This is a genomic window from Pseudomonas sp. BYT-1, from assembly GCF_023611805.1.
Classification (GTDB): Bacteria; Pseudomonadota; Gammaproteobacteria; order Pseudomonadales; family Pseudomonadaceae; genus Aquipseudomonas; species Aquipseudomonas guariconensis.
In genome coordinates this window covers 2,551,724-2,568,887 of the sequence record NZ_CP072559.1, presented here as the reverse complement: position 1 = coordinate 2,568,887, position 17,164 = coordinate 2,551,724, and the positions used below count along the sequence as shown (strand labels likewise).

At 65.6% G+C, this 17,164-nt stretch carries 12 protein-coding genes; 5 read left to right on the top strand and 7 right to left on the bottom strand.

The features are described 5' to 3' along the window. Position 1: 1 nt before the first annotated feature. Both mnxG and J5X93_RS11765 read right to left on the bottom strand, forming a co-directional pair. A complete protein-coding gene (gene mnxG / locus J5X93_RS11770) occupies positions 2 to 5,848 on the bottom strand; it encodes a manganese-oxidizing multicopper oxidase MnxG (protein WP_043215047.1) in 5,847 nt (1,948 codons plus the stop codon). 268 nt (positions 5,849 to 6,116) lie between these two features. Continuing rightward, positions 6,117 to 7,970, bottom strand: a complete 1,854-nt coding sequence (locus tag J5X93_RS11765; RefSeq protein WP_090342603.1) for a sigma-54-dependent Fis family transcriptional regulator — start codon at positions 7,968 to 7,970, stop codon at positions 6,117 to 6,119. A 278-nt stretch (positions 7,971 to 8,248) separates the two neighbouring features. Between J5X93_RS11765 and J5X93_RS11760 the strand changes: the two genes are divergently transcribed. The 5 genes from J5X93_RS11760 to J5X93_RS11740 all read left to right on the top strand — a co-directional run bounded on the left by J5X93_RS11760 (position 8,249) and on the right by J5X93_RS11740 (position 13,020). Next, positions 8,249 to 9,304: an ATP-NAD kinase family protein gene (locus tag J5X93_RS11760; RefSeq protein ID WP_182940891.1), complete on the top strand. Its 1,056-nt coding sequence runs from the start codon at positions 8,249 to 8,251 to the stop codon at positions 9,302 to 9,304. 22 nt (positions 9,305 to 9,326) lie between these two features. Further along, the gene (locus J5X93_RS11755; RefSeq protein WP_043215900.1) at positions 9,327 to 10,304 is read left to right on the top strand and encodes a thiamine pyrophosphate-dependent dehydrogenase E1 component subunit alpha; all 978 of its coding nucleotides are present in this window, start codon (positions 9,327 to 9,329) and stop codon (positions 10,302 to 10,304) included. Positions 10,305 to 10,337: 33 nt separating this feature from the next. After that, positions 10,338 to 11,360 (top strand): alpha-ketoacid dehydrogenase subunit beta, encoded by a 1,023-nt coding sequence (locus J5X93_RS11750; RefSeq protein ID WP_182940894.1) that lies wholly within the window; start codon positions 10,338 to 10,340, stop codon positions 11,358 to 11,360. Further along, positions 11,357 to 12,463, top strand: coding sequence for an acetoin dehydrogenase dihydrolipoyllysine-residue acetyltransferase subunit (locus J5X93_RS11745; protein ID WP_182818951.1), 1,107 nt, complete (start codon positions 11,357 to 11,359; stop codon positions 12,461 to 12,463). Before J5X93_RS11750 ends, J5X93_RS11745 begins: the two co-directional genes overlap by 4 nt. 170 nt (positions 12,464 to 12,633) lie before the next feature. Then, on the top strand, positions 12,634 to 13,020 hold the full coding sequence (locus J5X93_RS11740; protein ID WP_043215929.1) for a VOC family protein: 387 nt from the start codon (positions 12,634 to 12,636) through the stop codon (positions 13,018 to 13,020). On the opposite strand, the gene J5X93_RS11735 is transcribed toward J5X93_RS11740, so the two are convergent. Genes J5X93_RS11735 through J5X93_RS11715 form a run of 5 tightly spaced genes read right to left on the bottom strand, consistent with a single transcriptional unit; the run spans position 13,014 to position 17,160 of the window. Then, positions 13,014 to 14,387 carry a sensor histidine kinase gene (locus J5X93_RS11735; protein ID WP_182940896.1) on the bottom strand — a complete coding sequence of 458 codons (1,374 nt, stop codon included), beginning with the start codon at positions 14,385 to 14,387 and terminating at the stop codon, positions 13,014 to 13,016. The genes J5X93_RS11740 and J5X93_RS11735 overlap by 7 nt on opposite strands. Beyond that, on the bottom strand, positions 14,384 to 15,046 hold the full coding sequence (locus J5X93_RS11730) for a response regulator (protein WP_043214027.1): 663 nt from the start codon (positions 15,044 to 15,046) through the stop codon (positions 14,384 to 14,386). Before J5X93_RS11730 ends, J5X93_RS11735 begins: the two co-directional genes overlap by 4 nt. Before the next feature lie 2 nt (positions 15,047 to 15,048). Further along, positions 15,049 to 15,690 carry a tetratricopeptide repeat protein gene (locus J5X93_RS11725; protein ID WP_102081727.1) on the bottom strand — a complete coding sequence of 214 codons (642 nt, stop codon included), beginning with the start codon at positions 15,688 to 15,690 and terminating at the stop codon, positions 15,049 to 15,051. Then, the gene (locus J5X93_RS11720) at positions 15,687 to 16,493 is read right to left on the bottom strand and encodes an SDR family oxidoreductase (RefSeq protein WP_043214031.1); all 807 of its coding nucleotides are present in this window, start codon (positions 16,491 to 16,493) and stop codon (positions 15,687 to 15,689) included. Before J5X93_RS11720 ends, J5X93_RS11725 begins: the two co-directional genes overlap by 4 nt. Then, positions 16,480 to 17,160 carry an iron-containing redox enzyme family protein gene (locus J5X93_RS11715; RefSeq protein WP_102081728.1) on the bottom strand — a complete coding sequence of 227 codons (681 nt, stop codon included), beginning with the start codon at positions 17,158 to 17,160 and terminating at the stop codon, positions 16,480 to 16,482. The genes J5X93_RS11720 and J5X93_RS11715 overlap by 14 nt, the downstream gene beginning before the upstream one ends. Positions 17,161 to 17,164 lie beyond the last annotated feature (4 nt).

Here is a 17,164-nt window from a genome sequence, read left to right as displayed (position 1 = left end):
CTCATTGTGCCGGGGCGGTGGCCGGCGGGGCTTCATTGGTGACCCGCAAAATCCCCCACAGCCCGGAAAGGTTGCCGTAGGCCCCGTAGTCGCGGAACAGGTAGTCGCCCGGCACGCCGTTGGCGCCGCCTGCGCTGGGCAGCATGAAGCTGAAGTGCGCGGCCGGCAGCACGCTTTCCTGGGCGCCGATGTACATCGCCATCGGGTTGTAGCCAAAGCGCACCGAGCCGATGCCAGGCAGCCCCATGGGGTAGCCATTGACGTCGCTCTTCTCCGCCTGGTGAGCGTGCAGTGGCCACAGGTGCCCATCGAGCTGGTAGATCATGCCGCGGCTGCCACCGCTGGGCATGAGGATGTGGTTGCGCAGCGGCTGGCCGGGCTTGGCCCAGAGCACCGGGGTCTGCGGGTCGCCACCGACCAGATCGTTGCTGTAGGCCATATGGGCGTTGGGCACATCGCCAAAGCCCAAGCCATCGGCACGGCCGAACGGCGAGTCAGGCGCCATGCCAAAGCGCAGCCACAAAGGCTCGGTCTTGTAGTTGACGGCCATGTTGCCGTTGTCCTGCGGGTCGCCCGCTGCGCCATTGCCCTCGGTGTTGATGCCCTCCACTGGCCGGCCATCGGCCCAGCGCATGTTCAGCGAGCGTTGCCACACCGTGACGAAGTCGCGGTAGTCCGGCTGGCCAGTGACCTTGACGGTGGCCTGGGCACGGCTGGCAGTGTCCTCGGTCCAGGTCGCGCTTTGGGGCAGGATGCTCATGGCGCCGACCAGACCTTTCTGCGGCTGCTTGATCACATCCGCCGGGGTCAGGTTGAGGCCGCCGAACTCGATGGCCGTGGTGTTGATGTTGTCCACCGTGCGGCCCAACTGCAGCACCGGTTTGCCTTCGCGCTCCAGGTGCCCGGCATAGAACTGGTACACCTTGCTGGGGTAGGCGCCACTGGTGCCCACGCGTGGCGGTACGGTCTGCACCGGGTTCAGGCCAACGTTGGCACCGTCGGACTTGGTGATGTCGTAGGCCAGCAGCTGGGCGTGCAGGCCCACGTGGCTCGATGGCCGCATCTGGTTGTTGTTGAACGCGGTGGAGCCTTCGCTGGCGTTGCGATCGCGCTTGACCACCCCATGCATGACCGCGGTGCTGGCCAGATCCGGCATGACCATCGGCAGGCGGTTCTCCAGGGTGATGCTGATGCAGTCGCCGGAATTGGCGCGCAGCACCAGCGGCTCCACCGGGACGCCAGCCTTGAGCTTGCCGGTGGTTGGATCCAGGTCGGCCTTGCGCACGTACAGGATCGCGGTCGGGTCATGCAGCGGTGCGGCATGGCCACCGATGGTGAAGGTCTCGCCATCTTCCGGATCGACCCCAGACACCAGTGGGATGCTGGTCCGACGGCTGTTGAACACCAACGTGCCGCCGTTGGCCTTGAGCGGGCCGCCGACATGCTGGCCGATACCGGCCGGGTCGGCGATGCTGACCCCGTTGCGGTTCTCCAGGATGTCGTTGGCCAAAGCCGCAACCACTTCATAGCTGCGCTTGACCGTCGGCCGGCTGCCGATGCCATTGGCGTTGGCCGTGGTTTTCGGGCAGATGCCGTCGAACGCCACGGTGTTGCGCATAGCCACCGGTTGCGGGTTGTTCGGCAGCGCGAACAGGTCCGCGCGCTGGGCCGTGTAGTTGCGCATGAGGCCCCAGATGCCGTTCCAGTAACCCTCAAGCGCCGCATCGAGGGAGTACAGGTAGTCACCGTTGGTGGCGGCGGAACTGGAGATCATCGACACCGGCGCCATGAAGCCCAGCTGCTCGGAAATTCCGATCATTTGCGACGACTTCCAGCCCGAGTTGGAGCTGTTGCCGAAGCCAGAGCCGTTCTGCAGCCATTTCACGCCGTGCAGGGTGATGTTGTGCTCCTCCTCATGACCACCGGCATGCATGCGCAGCCGCACGTTGTCACCCGAATAGGTGCGCAGCATCGGGGTGAACGGGTCGCCCGGCTCGGTGCCCTGGTTGATGTGCGGCGGAAACAGCGTGGTGCCGCCGGTCGGCCCGACCGCCGAGGTGATCGCCGAGGGTGCCAGGTTCATCGCCGGGATGGCGCGGTCGGTGCGGCTTTGCATGGCGTAGGCCAGGTCGCCGGCCATGCCGTCGGCCTGCATGCCGCGCTTGCCATCCGGGCCGACCTTGTTCGGGTCGAACACGCGCAAGGCCAGTGGTTCGTTGCGGTAGTTGACGACGAACATGCCAGGGTCATCCACCGAGATCGCCTGCGGGCACGGACGGCTTGGGCAGCCTGGGGCCAGCCCGCCGCGCGACTCGACGATCGCTTCGAGCAGGTTGGAGGCCTTCTGCCGCACAGGCGGGTTGATAGCGTAGCGGAAGCTGTCAGCCGTGGCCGGATAAGCCTGGCCGTCAGGCTTGCCGTCCGGGCCTGCCCCCACATACACGCCCGCTTCATAGGCATGCTGGAAGTCGCTGTACTCCAGGAAGAACTCGCGATAGCTGTCATTCTTACCGTCACCGTCATGATCGCCGGTCTGGATCACCGCTTGCCACGAGGTCGGCCCGCCATCCTGGCGTGTGGCCGGGTTGTACAGCTTTTCGCCCGTTTCGGCGTGGTACCAGGTCGAGCCGGCAGGCTCGGCCAGCACCGTGGCGTACAGGCCCAGTTGCTGGTGGGTCGATGGGCCAAGGTGGTCGTGGGTGAAGATGGTGCCCAGGCCCCGGTCGACGTTATGCACGTTGATCAAAGGGTCGGCGAACCAACGCTGCATGGCGGTACGCGCGCCCAGCCAATCGGCCCGACCGAAGCGCCCGAAGTACGGGTGTTGCTTGGCTTTCGGGCAGGTGTCGGTGCCGTCGCGTGGATCGCCCTCGGTGCAGCCGTTGAAGCTGCGGATGGCCTGTATACGTTCGACCACACTGCCGGGCGAGAGGATGCCGTCTTCATAGTTCCAGCCGTTGGCCGAGCCGTCGGCAGCGGTCAGGTCCCACTTGGGCAGGTGGATGTGCTGACCGATCACGTCGGTCGGGGTGCGCACCTGGTAGTCGTCCATCTCGTAGAACGACGGGATCAGGTTCGTGTGCTGGTACATGGTGCAATCGAAGGTGTTCATGCGCATCACCAGCGGCTCCGGTGGGCGCTGCTTGGTAATCACCGGCCACGCGTCCTCCCACAGGGCGATGATGCGCGCCTGCGGGAAGTGGTAGCCGACCTTGTTGTACACCGCGTCGAACTGGATGTTGGCGCCCTTGTAGATGCGCGGACGGTCGGCGGTGAAGGTGGAACTGCCACGGAAGCTCATGGCGCCCAGACTTTCGCCGCTGATGAACTCGCCCACGCCTGAGGACTGGGTCAGGCGCTTGCCGCGGTCATCCATGCAAGGCTCGTAGTACGGAGCGCCGGCCGTGGGCAAGGCACCGTTGGTGCGGAAGTTGCGCGGTACCGGCGCGCTGCCGAGCATCAGCGCATAGCTGGGATGCTCGGCCTTGGCATGGAACTGCATGGCAGCCTGTTCGACGTCGGTGCCTTCTTCCGGCAGGTAGATCGGCTTGGCCTTTTGCACCGACTTGGAGAAGTCCAGCTTGGTGGTGGTGATCTCGGCTTCGCCGCCTGCGGAGACGCCGTCCAGCGCATGGCGGCCCAGGCCACCGTTCCAGCCATCGACCTGGTTGGGGTCGAGGTTGGCCCACAGGGCCTTGCCGCTGTCCTTGAGCTGACGGGCCAGGGCCGGGTCGAGCATGTCCAGCGGCGGGGTCGGCGGACGTTGGCCGACACTGCTCTCCATGCCCCCGACCCAGAACGGATAGCCGGGGTTCTTCAGGGTGCCATCGGCGTTGCGATTGCTCTCGCTGCGATCGACCAGGGCCAGGGACCCCACGGCACGCGGCGCGTTGGTTTCCTGCGGATGATCGTCATCGCCCGCTTCAGGTTCGTCATCGTCGTCCTGCTCTGCCACGAGGGTCTCGGCCAGCTTCGGCACCACGGTGACCTTGCCAGGCATCGGCGCCATGGCCTTGCCGGGTAGCGGCACGATGGCCGGAATCGGCGTGCCGGCAATGATCTCGCCATCCGGCAACGCCCGCGCGCCTGCTGCCGGCTTGCCGCTGCGCAGGCCGAAAGGCACGGTATGGAAGCCATTTTCGCCTTCGCCGCTCACGGCCAGGCGGGTGCCCTGCTCGAATACATCGTGCACCCGCCACATAGCCCACATGCCTTGGGCGAAATGCGGATAGAAGTGGCAGTGATAGATAGCATCGCCCGCCACCCGGTTGCGGTTACCCGAGCCCCCGTTGGCGATTTCATAGGTATAGCCGCCACCGGCACCGATGCCTTGGGCATCGATGTAGTCGGAGTTGTCGTCGTTGGGGTTGAACAGCCATTGGTGGCCGTGCAGGTGGAAGATGTGCTGCTCATGGCCATTGTGGGTATTGCGGAATTTGGTGAAGTCACCGATGTAGCTGTGGTGCACGTTGGCCGGCTCCGAGGGGTACAGGGCCATGGTGGCCTTGACCCCGACCGCATTGGCCGGCGGCGTCTCGCCGGGGCGGATGTGCTCCAGGCCAACGTTGGCCGGGACATCCACCAAGGTGCCGACGTCGCCCACGGTGTGGGCACTGAGGAAGAATTCCTCGTAGGCGCAGGACAGGCAGTCATGCATCGGCCCTACGCCCAGGCGGTTGGCGATCACCTCGGCGCCCATGCCGCCGGAGCCGTAGTTGATCATGAACGAATCACGGGTCGGCTCCAGCACATGCCCCATCACCGGGTCCGCCCAGTAACCGGGGAAGGCCTGGGTACCGGCCACTTCATCGGCGAACTGCGAGGCGAAGTCGCGGAAGGCTTCCAGCCGGTTGGGCAGCGCCGGGTTGCGCTTGCCGATGGACTCCAGCGGGTAGGTCGAGGGCGGGAAACTACCGTCCTGGTTGGGGCCCATGACGATGGCGTCGGTTTCGCTGCTGAGGATCTCGTTGCCATCGACCATCGCGATGATCGGCTTGCCCGCCTTGCCTTCGGCGATCCATGGCTCGACCTGGGGATAGCGGGCGTTGTAGTCGATCACCGGCTGGCCGGTGGCGGTGCGGCCGGTGGTGGCCAGGCGCATTTCCTCTTCGGTCAGGGTGTTGCGAAAGGTTCGCCCATTCTTGGGAACCACCACCACCTGGCCGAACAGGCCGTTGGAGACATTGCCCGCCGTGCCTTCGCCGCCGAACGTGGCGCCCTTGCTGGTAGCGGCGAACGCGCCTTCACGCTCGGCATAGAGGGTGTAGCTGCGGGTGTTGCCCGGTGCCACCAGGAAGTTACCGTTGCGACCGGTGTTGGCGGCGATGTCGCTGATGCCGTTGACCGCCTGCATACCGTTGACCTGGAAGCCCACGAAGCGGTCGGTGACCTGCTCGTCGGCCACAGGCCCTTCGAGGTTTTCGATTTCCAGTTCCGGGGCTTGCTCGCCCTCGACTACGTTGTCTTCGGGATCGAAGCCATGTTTGTTGGGATTGGCCTGGTAGGCCAGCAGGTTAGTCAGGTTGACTGTCAGGCAGTCACCGGCCGCAACCCGCAGCACGATCGGCCGCGGACGCTTGTCCGGCCGCAAGGTGACCTTGCCGGGAACCGCCGCCCCGCCGTTGCTCAGCGGCACCAGGTGTTCGTCCACCACGTCCTGGCGCAGGGCGAAGATCATTCCATTGGCATTCTGTGCCCCCAGGCGGTTGAACATCAGCGGCTGATCCAGTGCCACTACGTTGGCCACCAGCGTGCGCTGGCACTGCACCGCAGCCTCGCTCACCGCGCCCCACCCCAGCAGGGTCAGGGCCAGTGAAGTCAGGACGGAGCCTTTCGACGGGGTCATCATGCTGCACCTCCGGAAAACACAGACGTTCTGCGCAAAGCCGGAGCAAGTGGCATGCCATAAATTTTTTATCGTTTTTTCAAAGGCTTAAGCTGACATTCAAAACCGACTGGGGAGGATTCCCCAGCCGATTCCCCGATTCGGGGGTAATGCGTCGAGATCGCATTGGAGCGAGCACCACACACTGCGCCAGGGCTAATCTCCCACAGAGGCTGCGCTGACCGGGTAGGAGCAGGTTCATCCGCGAATGGCGCACAGGCCTACCGATACCTCAACAGCCTTTCATCCTCGGCATCTCGATGCCGTGCTCGTGTACACGCCGGTACAGGGTCGCCCGTGAGATGCCCAGTGCCTTGGCCGCATCTGCCGGTTTCCAGCGATGCCGAATCAACGCATCGAGCAGCAACTGGCGCGCAGGGTCGCAGGTCGTCTCGGCAGCTGTCGCACCCACGCCGCGCACCGCTTCGGGCAGATCCTCGCGCCTCACCTGCCCGCCATCGCAGACCGCACAGGCGTAGCGCAGCACCTGGCGCAACTGGCGCAGGTTGCCCGGCCAGTGATAGGTGAGCAGCGCTTCGAGCGCTGCGTCCGTCAGTGTCACATCGACGCCGCAGGCCGCGGCTTCCTCGGCCAACAGTCGATGAATCAACCCCAACCGGTCGTGCCGCTCGCGCAGCGGTGGCAACTCGAAGCGCGCATTGGCCAGGCGGAAGTACAGGTCCTCGCGAAAACGCCCCTCGGCCACCATCGCAGCCAGATCCCGATGGGTGGCGCAGATCACCTGCATGTCCACCCGCTGGCGACGTGCCGCGCCCAAAGGTGCCACTTCACCTTCGGCCAATACCCGCAACAGACGCGTCTGCAGGTTCAAGGGCATGTCGCCGATTTCGTCGAGAAACAGCGTACCGCCATCGGCCTGCTGCAAAAGGCCTTGCATGCCCTTGCTCGACGCGCCGGTAAAGGCCCCGGCCACATAACCGAACAGTTCGCTCTCGATGAGGTTTTCCGGGATCGCCGCGCAGTTGAGGGTGACGAAAGGCCCTTCACGGCGCAGGCTTTGCTGGTGCACCTGGCGGGCGAAGACTTCTTTGCCCACACCGGTCTCGCCTTGCACCAGCACGGCCAGGTTGCAGTCCTTCACCCGCGTGGCCAAGCGCAGGTGCTGCTCGATGCGCGTGTCCTGGGCCGGCTGCACCACCGCTGGCCGGGCCCGGCGCTGGGGTGCACTCACCCGGCCATAGAGCCCGCCCCAGCCAGGCAGGCGCTGGGCGCAGGCATCGCTGGCATCGCGCAGTTGGTCGAGGTCGAACAATTCACCGATATGCACCGGCAGCCGCCCAAGGCCCTCCAGCAGGCGCTGCCGAGCCAGGCTGTTGATCGCCTGCAGGCGACCATCGGCATCCCAGGCCAGCAGATAGTCCGGTTGGCTTTCCACGTAACCGGGGGTGCCGTGGGCGCGCATCACCCAGTGGCCTTGGGCGTTGTGCATGAAAAACGCGTTTTCGATCTCGCGTGCGGTCTGCTCCACCAACTGGCGGATCAGGTGCTGGCTGCGCCGGTCGTCCGGTGACTGCAACGCAGACACATCCACCACGCCCAGCAACTCCCCCTGCGGATCGAACACCGGCGCGGCCGTGCAGGTCAGGCCGATGAACGCAGCGCGAAAGTGATCGCGCTTGTGCACCGTGATCGGCGCCTTGCTGGTCAACACCGCCGCCACCCCGCAGGTGCCCTCTTCGCCTTCCGACCAGCACGTGCCCAAGTACAGCCCGGCCTTGCGGCAGTCGTTGCGGATGGCCGACTCGACCCGATAGTCGATGGTGCGCCCTTGGGCGTCGGTGAGCAGTACACAGTAGTCGGCACCGCGCACTTGCGCGTGCAAGCGGGCCACAGCGTCGCTGGCAATGCGCAGGAACAGCTCGGCACGCTCACGGCACTCGTTGAGCACCGCCTGGGACAGGATGCGCGGCCCCTGCAAGGATCCAGGATCAAGGCGGTACAGGTCCATGGAGCGGCGCCACGAGTCGAGGATCAGCGTCGGCACCGGCGCCTGGGGCAGGCGCTCGGCGTTCTTCAGCACCCGGCTGACGCAATCGACATGGGCTCGGGAGTTCGCGGCAAGCATTGGGGCCTCCGGTTCTCATGTTCTTGTCGTTGTGCGGCCATTAAGCGCCTGCAAGCCGTGCCCGACAAGCGCTGCGTGATCATCGGCCGACCTGAGACGCTGCGTCTCAGCGTCTCGCCTGCGTCCGGGCCTGGCTGGCACCCGGCGTCTCGCCCGGCACTGCGCCAATCGCGGCCAGAGAAACATGAGGACGCTCTGCCACAGGCCTTACAGGCGAGCCAGGCCAACCTGGCACTGCGCTTGCTCAAGCACTGGCAAACAAGAAACCGAGGTGCGCCATGCCGCAACCTGCCCCGACCATCGGCATCATCGCCAACCCAGCCTCCGGCCGCGACTTGCGCCGCCTGACCGCCAACGCCGGGCTTTATTCGAGTACCGACAAGGCCTCGGCCATCCAGCGCCTGCTCGCCGCCTTCGGCGCCACCGGCATCGCCCAGGTACTGCTGCCAACCGACATGACCGGCATCGCCGCCGCCGTACTCAAGGCCAGCGCCGGCCCGATCGCCCGCAGCCAACACTGGCCCGCCCTGGAAGTACTCGACCTGCCGCTCACCCAGACCGTGGCCGATACGCGCCTGGCCACCCGCCGCATGGTCGAGCGCGGCGTGGCGATGATCGCCGTGCTCGGCGGTGACGGCACTCACAAGGCGGTGGCCACCGAGGCCGGTGACGTCCCCCTGCTGACCTTGTCCACCGGCACCAACAATGCCTTCCCCGAGCTGCGCGAGGCCACCAGCGCGGGCCTGGCCGGAGGGCTGCAAGCCAGTGGACGAGTCCCGGCCGGAATCGGCCTGCGCCGCAACAAGCGTCTGTTGGTGCACGTCCCCGAACAGGGCCTGTGCGAGTGGGCGCTGGTGGAGGTCGCCGTATCGCCCCAGCGCTTCATCGGCGCCCGCGCCCTGAGCCGCAGCGATGACCTGGCCGAGGTGTTTGCCTGCTTCGCCGAACCCCACGCCATCGGTCTCTCGGCCCTGTGCGGATTATGGTGCCCGGTGTCGCGCCAGGACCGGCATGGCGCCTGGGTGCACTTGGACGCCGACAGCGAACAGGCCCTGCTCGCGCCCCTGGCCCCTGGCCTGCTGCAAGCGTGCGGCATCAGCGCCTGCGGCCTGCTGGAGCCCGGCGTCGCCTACCCCTTGACCCTCGCCAGCGGCACCCTGGCGCTCGATGGCGAGCGCGAGATCGAATTCGCCCCCCACGACACCCCCACCGTGACCCTCGATGCCAACGGCCCCCTCACGGTCGATGTCGAGGCCGTGCTGGCCTACGCCGCCCGCCATCACCTGCTGGAGGTCCCTCGCGATCACCGGCACTTCGCTGCACACCCGTGTTGAGACAACCCTGGAGAACAACAAGATGTCCACTCACCTCAGTTCCGAACAATTGCTGCATGCCTATGAAGTGATGCGCACCATCCGTGCCTTCGAAGAACGCCTGCACGTGGAGTTCGCCACCGGCGAGATTCCTGGCTTCGTCCACCTCTATGCCGGCGAAGAAGCCTCTGCTGCCGGGGTCATGGCCCACCTGCGCGACAGCGACTGCATCGCCTCGACCCATCGCGGCCATGGCCATTGCATCGCCAAGGGCGTGGACGTGTACGGCATGATGGCCGAGATCTACGGCAAGAAGACCGGGGTCTGTGGCGGCAAGGGCGGCTCGATGCACATCGCCGACCTGGAAAAAGGCATGCTCGGCGCCAATGGGATCGTCGGTGCCGGCGCTCCACTGGTGGCTGGCGCTGCCCTGGCAGCCAAGATCAAGGGCCGCGATGACGTGTCGGTGGCCTTCTTCGGCGATGGCGCCTCCAATGAAGGGGCGGTGTTCGAGGCGATGAACCTGGCCTCGATCATGAACCTGCCCTGCATCTTCGTCGCCGAAAACAATGGCTACGCCGAGGCCACCGCGTCGACCTGGTCGGTGGCGTGCGATCACATTGCCGACCGCGCCGCCGGCTTCGGCATGCCCGGCGTGACCATCGATGGATTTGATTTCTTCGCCGTGTACGAGGCCGCGGGGGCGGCCATCGAGCGCGCCCGCGCAGGGCAAGGTCCGTCGCTGATCGAGGTCAAGCTCAGCCGCTACTACGGCCACTTCGAAGGCGACGCCCAGACCTACCGTGCCCCGGACGAGGTGAAGAACCTGCGCGAACAACGCGACTGCCTGCTGCAGTTTCGCAACAAGACCACCCACGCCGGCCTGCTCACCCACGACCAGCTCGATGCCATCGACGCCCGCGTCGAGGATTTGATCGAAGACGCCGTGCGCCGTGCCAAGTCCGATCCCAAGCCACAGCCCGCCGACCTGCTCACCGACGTCTACGTCGCCTACCCATGAGCTGCGGATTACAAGAACAACAGGAGAACCACCATGGCAAGAAAGATCAGCTACCAGCAGGCCATCAACGAAGCGTTGGCGCAGGAAATGCGCCGCGACAGCACGGTGTTCATCATCGGCGAAGACGTGGCTGGCGGCGCCGGCGCCCCCGGTGAGGACGATGCCTGGGGCGGTGTGCTCGGCGTCACCAAGGGCCTCTACCATCAGTTTCCTGGCCGCGTGCTGGACGCGCCCTTGTCGGAAATCGGTTACGTGGGCGCTGCCGTCGGCGCCGCGACCCAAGGCCTGCGGCCGGTGTGCGAACTGATGTTCGTGGATTTCGCTGGCTGCTGCCTGGACCAGATCCTCAACCAAGCGGCGAAATTCCGCTACATGTTCGGCGGCAAGGCAGTCACCCCCCTGGTGATGCGCACCATGTACGGCGCGGGCCTGCGTGCCGCCGCCCAGCATTCGCAGATGCTCACCTCCCTGTGGACCCACATCCCTGGTCTGAAGGTGGTCTGCCCATCCTCGCCCTATGACGCCAAAGGCTTGTTGATCCAGGCGATCCGCGACAACGACCCGGTGATCTTCTGCGAGCACAAGTTGCTCTATGGCTTGCAGGGCGAGGTGCCCGAGGAGGTCTACAGCATCCCGTTCGGCGAGGCCAACTTCCTGCGTGACGGCGACGACGTGACCCTGGTGACCTACGGTCGCATGGTCCATGTGGCCATGGAAGCGGCCGCCAACCTGGCGCGTCAGGGCATCGACTGCGAAGTGCTGGACCTGCGCACGACCAGCCCGCTGGACGAAGACAGCATCCTTGAAAGCGTCGAGAAGACCGGTCGGCTGGTGGTGATCGACGAAGCCAACCCGCGTTGCGCCATGGCCACCGACATCAGTGCCCTGGTGGCGCAGAAGGCCTTCGGCGCCCTCAAGGGCCCGATCGAGATGGTCACCGCGCCCCACACACCGGTGCCCTTCTCGGACGCACTCGAAGACCTGTACATACCGGACGCTACGAAAATCGAAACCGCCGTGCGCAAGGTGATCGAAGCCACAAGGAGCGCCGCATGAGCCAGATCCATACCCTGACCATGCCCAAATGGGGGCTGTCGATGACCGAAGGCCGGGTCGACACCTGGCTCAAGCAGGAAGGCGACGTCATCAATAAAGGCGATGAAGTGCTGGACGTTGAGACCGACAAGATCAGCAGCAGCGTCGAGGCGCCGTTCAGCGGCGTGCTGCGCCGCGTCGTGGCAAGGCCTGACGAAACCCTGCCAGTGGGCGCCCTGCTGGCGGTGGTGGTCGAAGGCGAAGCCGACGAGGCACAGATCGACGCGGTGGTACAGCGCTTCCAGGCCGAGTTCGTCGCCGAGGGCAGTGCCGACCAAAGCCAGGGGCCGGTCCCGCAGAAGGCCGAGGTAGGCAATCGCTTGCTGCGCTGGTTCGAACTCGGCGAAGGCGGCACGCCGCTGGTGCTGGTACATGGCTTTGGCGGTGACCTCAACAACTGGCTGTTCAATCACCCGACCTTGGCCGGCGAGCGCCGCGTCATCGCCCTCGACCTGCCCGGCCACGGCGAATCGACCAAAGCCCTGCAACGGGGGGATCTGGATGAATTGAGCGAAGCGGTGTTGGCGTTGCTCGACCACCTGGACATTCCCCGCGCCCATTTCGTCGGCCATTCCATGGGCGGCGCCGTGAGCCTGAACCTCACCCGCCTGGCTCCCCAGCGGGTGGCGAGCCTGGGGCTGATCGCCAGCGCGGGCCTTGGCGAAGCGATCAATGCAGGCTACCTGCAAGCCTTCGTCGAGGCCGGCAGCCGCAATGCCCTCAAGCCCGCGATGAGCCAGCTGTTCGCCGACCCGGGCCTGGTGACCCGGCAAATGCTCGAGGACATGCTCAAGTTCAAGCGCCTGGAAGGCGTCGACAGCGCCTTGCGCCAACTGGCCTCGGCCATTGCCGACGGTAATCGGCAACGGCACGATCTGCGCGGCGTTTTGGGACAGCATCCGGTGCTGGTGATCTGGGGCGCGGAGGACGCGATCATTCCGGCCACCCAGGCCCAGGGGCTGGACGCCGAGACGGTGGTGATTCCAGGAATGGGCCATATGGTGCAGATGGAGGCGGCCGAGCAGGTCAACCAGCGGTTGCTGGCGTTCCTGCGCCAACACTGAGTCCAGGGCCGCCCCGCGGCCCTTTCAACACACGGGACGGCGGCGTGCTGGCGACGCCGCTGTGTCCGCAGCCCCTGGATGCAATACTGGGCTCACCCATACAGGGAGTGGTGAACGTGTCCAGAGCGTCTTTACTTGCAGGTAACTGCCCGCAGAACGGACGCACGCCTATGAAGATCGTGATCACCAGCATTCTGGTCGACGACCAAGCCAAGGCCCTTGCCTTCTACCACTATGTGCTGGGGTTCGAACCCAAGCATGACATTCCCATGGGCCAGCACCGCTGGCTGACCCTCACCTCGCCCAACGACCCCAACGGTGTGGAGTTGCTACTCGAACCCGATGCCCATCCCGCCGCCAAGACCTACAAGACCGCCCTCAAGCAGGATGGCATCCCGGCCACATCTTTCGGGGTGCGCGATATCCAGGCCGAGTACACCCGCCTGTGCGCAGCCGGGGTGCGCTTCACCCAGCCGCCGACCGCCATGGGCCCGGTGACCGTGGCCGTGTTCGACGACACCTGTGGCAACCTGATCCAGATCGCCCAGCGTCACTGAGACGTGCCGGCCTCCAGGCGCACGGTCGCCCGCAGCCCATGGGGGGCAACGTTGCACAGCTGCACGCTGCCACCCAGGCGCTTGGCGATCATGCTGACGATCGACAACCCCAACCCCGCGCCATTGGCGGAATCCTTGCTGTAGAAGCGTTCGAACACCCGCTCGAGGTCCGCTTCGTCGATTCCGGGCCCTTCATCCTCCACGCAGAGCAGTACCTGTTCTTCGACGTGCGCCAGCGACACGCGGATCCGGCCGCCAGGCGGGGAATGGTTCACCGCATTGGTCAACAGGTTCTGCAGAGCGATGGCCAAGGCGCTGGCATCGGTTGCCAGATGATAGTCACCGGGGGCGATGTCCAGCGAAGGCTCCTGGCCCTGCTCGAGAATCCATGGCGTCAGCTCGGCCAGATGCTCGGTCACCAGTTCCTCCAGATCGATCACCTCCCGGTTGTGCTGCGCCAGGCGTGGTTCCAACCGTGCCAGGGTCAGCAACTGGTTGACCACCCGGCCAAGCCTATCGACACCTGCAATCAAAAAGCCCAAGGCCTTTTGCCGTTCCTCCTCGGAGGTGGCGGTCTGGGCGTTCTGCGCATGCAGGCGCAGGATCGCCAAGGGCGTACGCATTTCGTGGGCGGCATCGGCGATGAAGCGGTGCTCGCGGCGCAGCAACTGCTCGATCTGTGCCAGCAGCCGGTTGATGGCCGCCTGCATCGGCTCAAGCTCGCGCGGCAACGGCACCAGTTGCAGCGGCGCCAGGGATTCGGCGTGCCGCCCGCGGATGACCTGGGCCATGTTCTGCAGCGGCATCAGGCCGCGACCGATGGCCAACCATACCAACAGCGCCAGTGCCAGGCTGCCCAACAGAAACGGCAGGAGGGTGTGGCGTACGATCCGCCCGACCAGGTCGGCGCGCACATCGCTACGCTCCCCCACCCAGATGATCCAGTGCTGGTCGGGCACCGGCAGGACAAAACTGCGCCATTGCCGTCCATCCACCACCACATCGGAAAACCCTGGCGTGGCCGGCGGCGTGACGAATGCTGGCGCGCTCGGTGTACGCACCAGCAACGGGCCATCGTCGCGCCAGACCTGAAACGCAAGCTTGCTCTCGTAGGGGTGCCCGACCCCGCGCCGCCCGGCCTTGCCCAAGGCAACGTCCAAGGCTTGATAGAGGTCTTCGCGGTGCTGCTCGTGCAGTGGCAGGCTCAACACGCCCTGCAGCAGCCGGGCGTTCTGTGCCAGATGGGCGTCATAGACCTCGGCAATTTCGTGGCGGCTGTCGTGATAGTTGTACAGGGCCAGCAAAGCACTGCCGAGCACCAGCACCAGCATGACCCGCCATAAGGTGCGTCGACGCAGCGAACTCATGGCTTGCCTTCCACCAGGTAGCCGATGCCACGCACGGTACGGATCAGCCCGTTGAACAGCTTTTTTCGTAGGTGATAGATGTGCACTTCCAGGGTATTGCTCTCCGGTTCTTCACCCCAGCCATACAGCAGTTGGGTCAAGCGCTCGCGGGTGAACACCTTGCCCGGCTGGGCCAGCAACTCGTGCAGCAGCCGGTACTCGTTGGGCGTGAGCACCACCGGTTGGCCGTTGTAACTGACCTGCTGAGTCGCCGGGTCCAGCGCGACCCCGGCATGTTCGATCACCAGCCGGGCCCGGCCGGCACTGCGGCGCAACAAGGCGCGCAGACGGGCCTTGAGCTCGTTGAGATCGAACGGCTTGATCAGGTAGTCGTCGGCGCCGGCGTCCAGCCCTGCGATCCTGTCTTCGGTGGCATCACGCGCCGTGAGGATCAACACCGGCACCGCATTGCCGTCCAAGCGCACACGCCGAAGCAGTTCGACGCCATCCAGGCGCGGCAACCCCAGATCCAGCACCACCAGGTCAAAAGGCTCATGGCGCAGGGCGTGCAGCGCGTTGATGCCGTCCTGCAACCAGTCCAGCGTATAGCCCTCCTGGCGCAAGCCGTCGCAAATCCCCTCCCCCAATGCCCTGTCATCCTCCACCAGCAGCAGCCGCATGTTCAGTCCTGTTTGTCTTGGATGCTCTTGAGTAAAGCATCGATTTCCTGACGCCGGCCCTGGTCCGCCAGCTCCCGTCCGGGTCGGGCCGGTGCCTGACGTGCCTTGAGCAAGGCCGCTCTGGCCTGGGCATAGTGGCCTTCGCGCACCAGATGGTCGGCCCAGAAGTAATTGCTGTCGATCCCTTCGGGGTTGAGCGCCAGTGCCTTGCGCAGCATCGCCTCGGCCTTGTCGCTGTCACCGAACCCGATGGGCCAGCCCGGCACCTGGTCGTACAACGCCCCAAGGCTGGTATAGGCCGAGCCCTGGAGGGCGGCCGGGTCCATGGCGATGGCCTTTTCCAGACTGGCGCGGGCAGCCTTGACCTTGCCCAGCGCCCCCAGACCGCCCGTGGCGCCAGCCCAACTGCTGTTGACGATGCCGTCCCAGATCAGCGCCTCAGGCGAGCTTGGGTATTGGCGCACGAACGCACCGCTGTCAGCGGCGAGTTTTTCCAGCGCATCGGCGCGCTGGGCCTTGGGCAATGTGTACTGGATCTGCGCCCAGCGCTGCTGGACATCCGTCAGACGCTGGGTACCCGCCTGGTCCAGGGCCCAGGTGAAGGGGGCGACGGCCAGCAGGCCGGCGAGGATCAGGTATCTCATTTGTTCGACTCCTTGCTGTTGGCATCGCTGTAGCGGCGGATCAACGGCAACTGCTTGCGCAGCGCCCGGTCGACTATGCCGGGCAGCATGCCGTTGAGGCGCACGAAGAGTTTTTCCGGCCAGCCCAGGTACAACTCGCTACGCTCGGCCTGCACGGCGTCGAGTACGGCCTTGGCGACGTCGCCTGGGTCATCCATCCCGACCTTGAGCGCTTGGTTCAAAGCGGTGGCGGCGCTGCTGTTCATGCTGGTTCGGGTCGCCCGGGGTGCGGCGTACAGCACGTTCACCGAGGTGTCGGCAAGCTCCCGGCGCAGGGCTTCGGAGAACCCGCGCAAGGCGAACTTGCTGGCACTGTAGGTGGCATAGCCGGGGTAGCCGATCGAGCCGTAGATGGAGCCGACGTTCACCACTAACGCCCGGGGTTGCTCGCGCAGCAGTGGCAGCAACCCGCAGGTCAGCTGCAGGGTGGCCTTGATGTTGAGGTCGATCAGGTCATCCAGGGCAGCCTCGTCGAGTTGCTCGAACAGCGCGAAACGATTGACGCCGGCGGCATTGATCAGCAGATTGGCCCCGCCGTGGGCGCGTGCCGCAGCGATCACGGCCTGGCGCCCGGCCGGGCTGCGCAGATCGGCCGATTGCCAACGCAACTGCTGGGGGTAGCGGTTCATCAGCCCCGCCAGCGGGCCCATGTGCCGGCTGACCGCCAGCACCCTGGCTCCGGCCGCGCACAGCTGGCTCGCCAGCTCAAGGCCAATGCCACCGCTGGCCCCGGTCAGTACCGCCGAGCATTCAGATAGACGCATGGCGCACCTCTTGCCCGGTGGCACGCGGCAGGCCCTGGAACATCTCGGTGTACAGCCGGTACACCACTTGGGCGGCGTGGATCACCGCCTCCTGGTCTTCGGGTTGGTCCAGACGATCCATCAGGCCGCGGTAGGTGACCATGTGGTCCTGGTCCAGCGCGCCGTGGGAACTGAGGTAGCTGAAAGCCTTGTCCGGCAGACCAAGGCTGCTCTGGATGGTGCCTGCAGCCTGGGTGGCCAGGGCAATGCTGGTGCCTTCGAGCACGTTGACCATGCCGAACAGCCCCACCGGATTGCCCCGGGCGATGGTGTCATAGAGAAACGCTACCATCAGTTCGATCGGCAGCGCCGGGCGGCTGTTGCGCACTTGATCGGGGTCACCGCCGCAGGCCGCGATGTCATCTAGGATCCAACGCTCGTGGCCGTATTCTTCATCGATGTATTCGCACACCGCACCGCGCAGCCATTCCAGGCGCACAGGCAGTCGTGCGCCGCAAGCCATCATCAGCGGCACGGTATGGCGCACGTGGTGATAGGCCTGGGTCAGGAAAGCCACGTAACCCTCCAGACTGACGGTACCGGCGAGTGCATCGCGAATGACAGGCACGCTGAACAGGGCGCCGCGTTCCTGGGTGGTTCGTGCTTGGAGGGTTTCAAAGAAGGACATGACA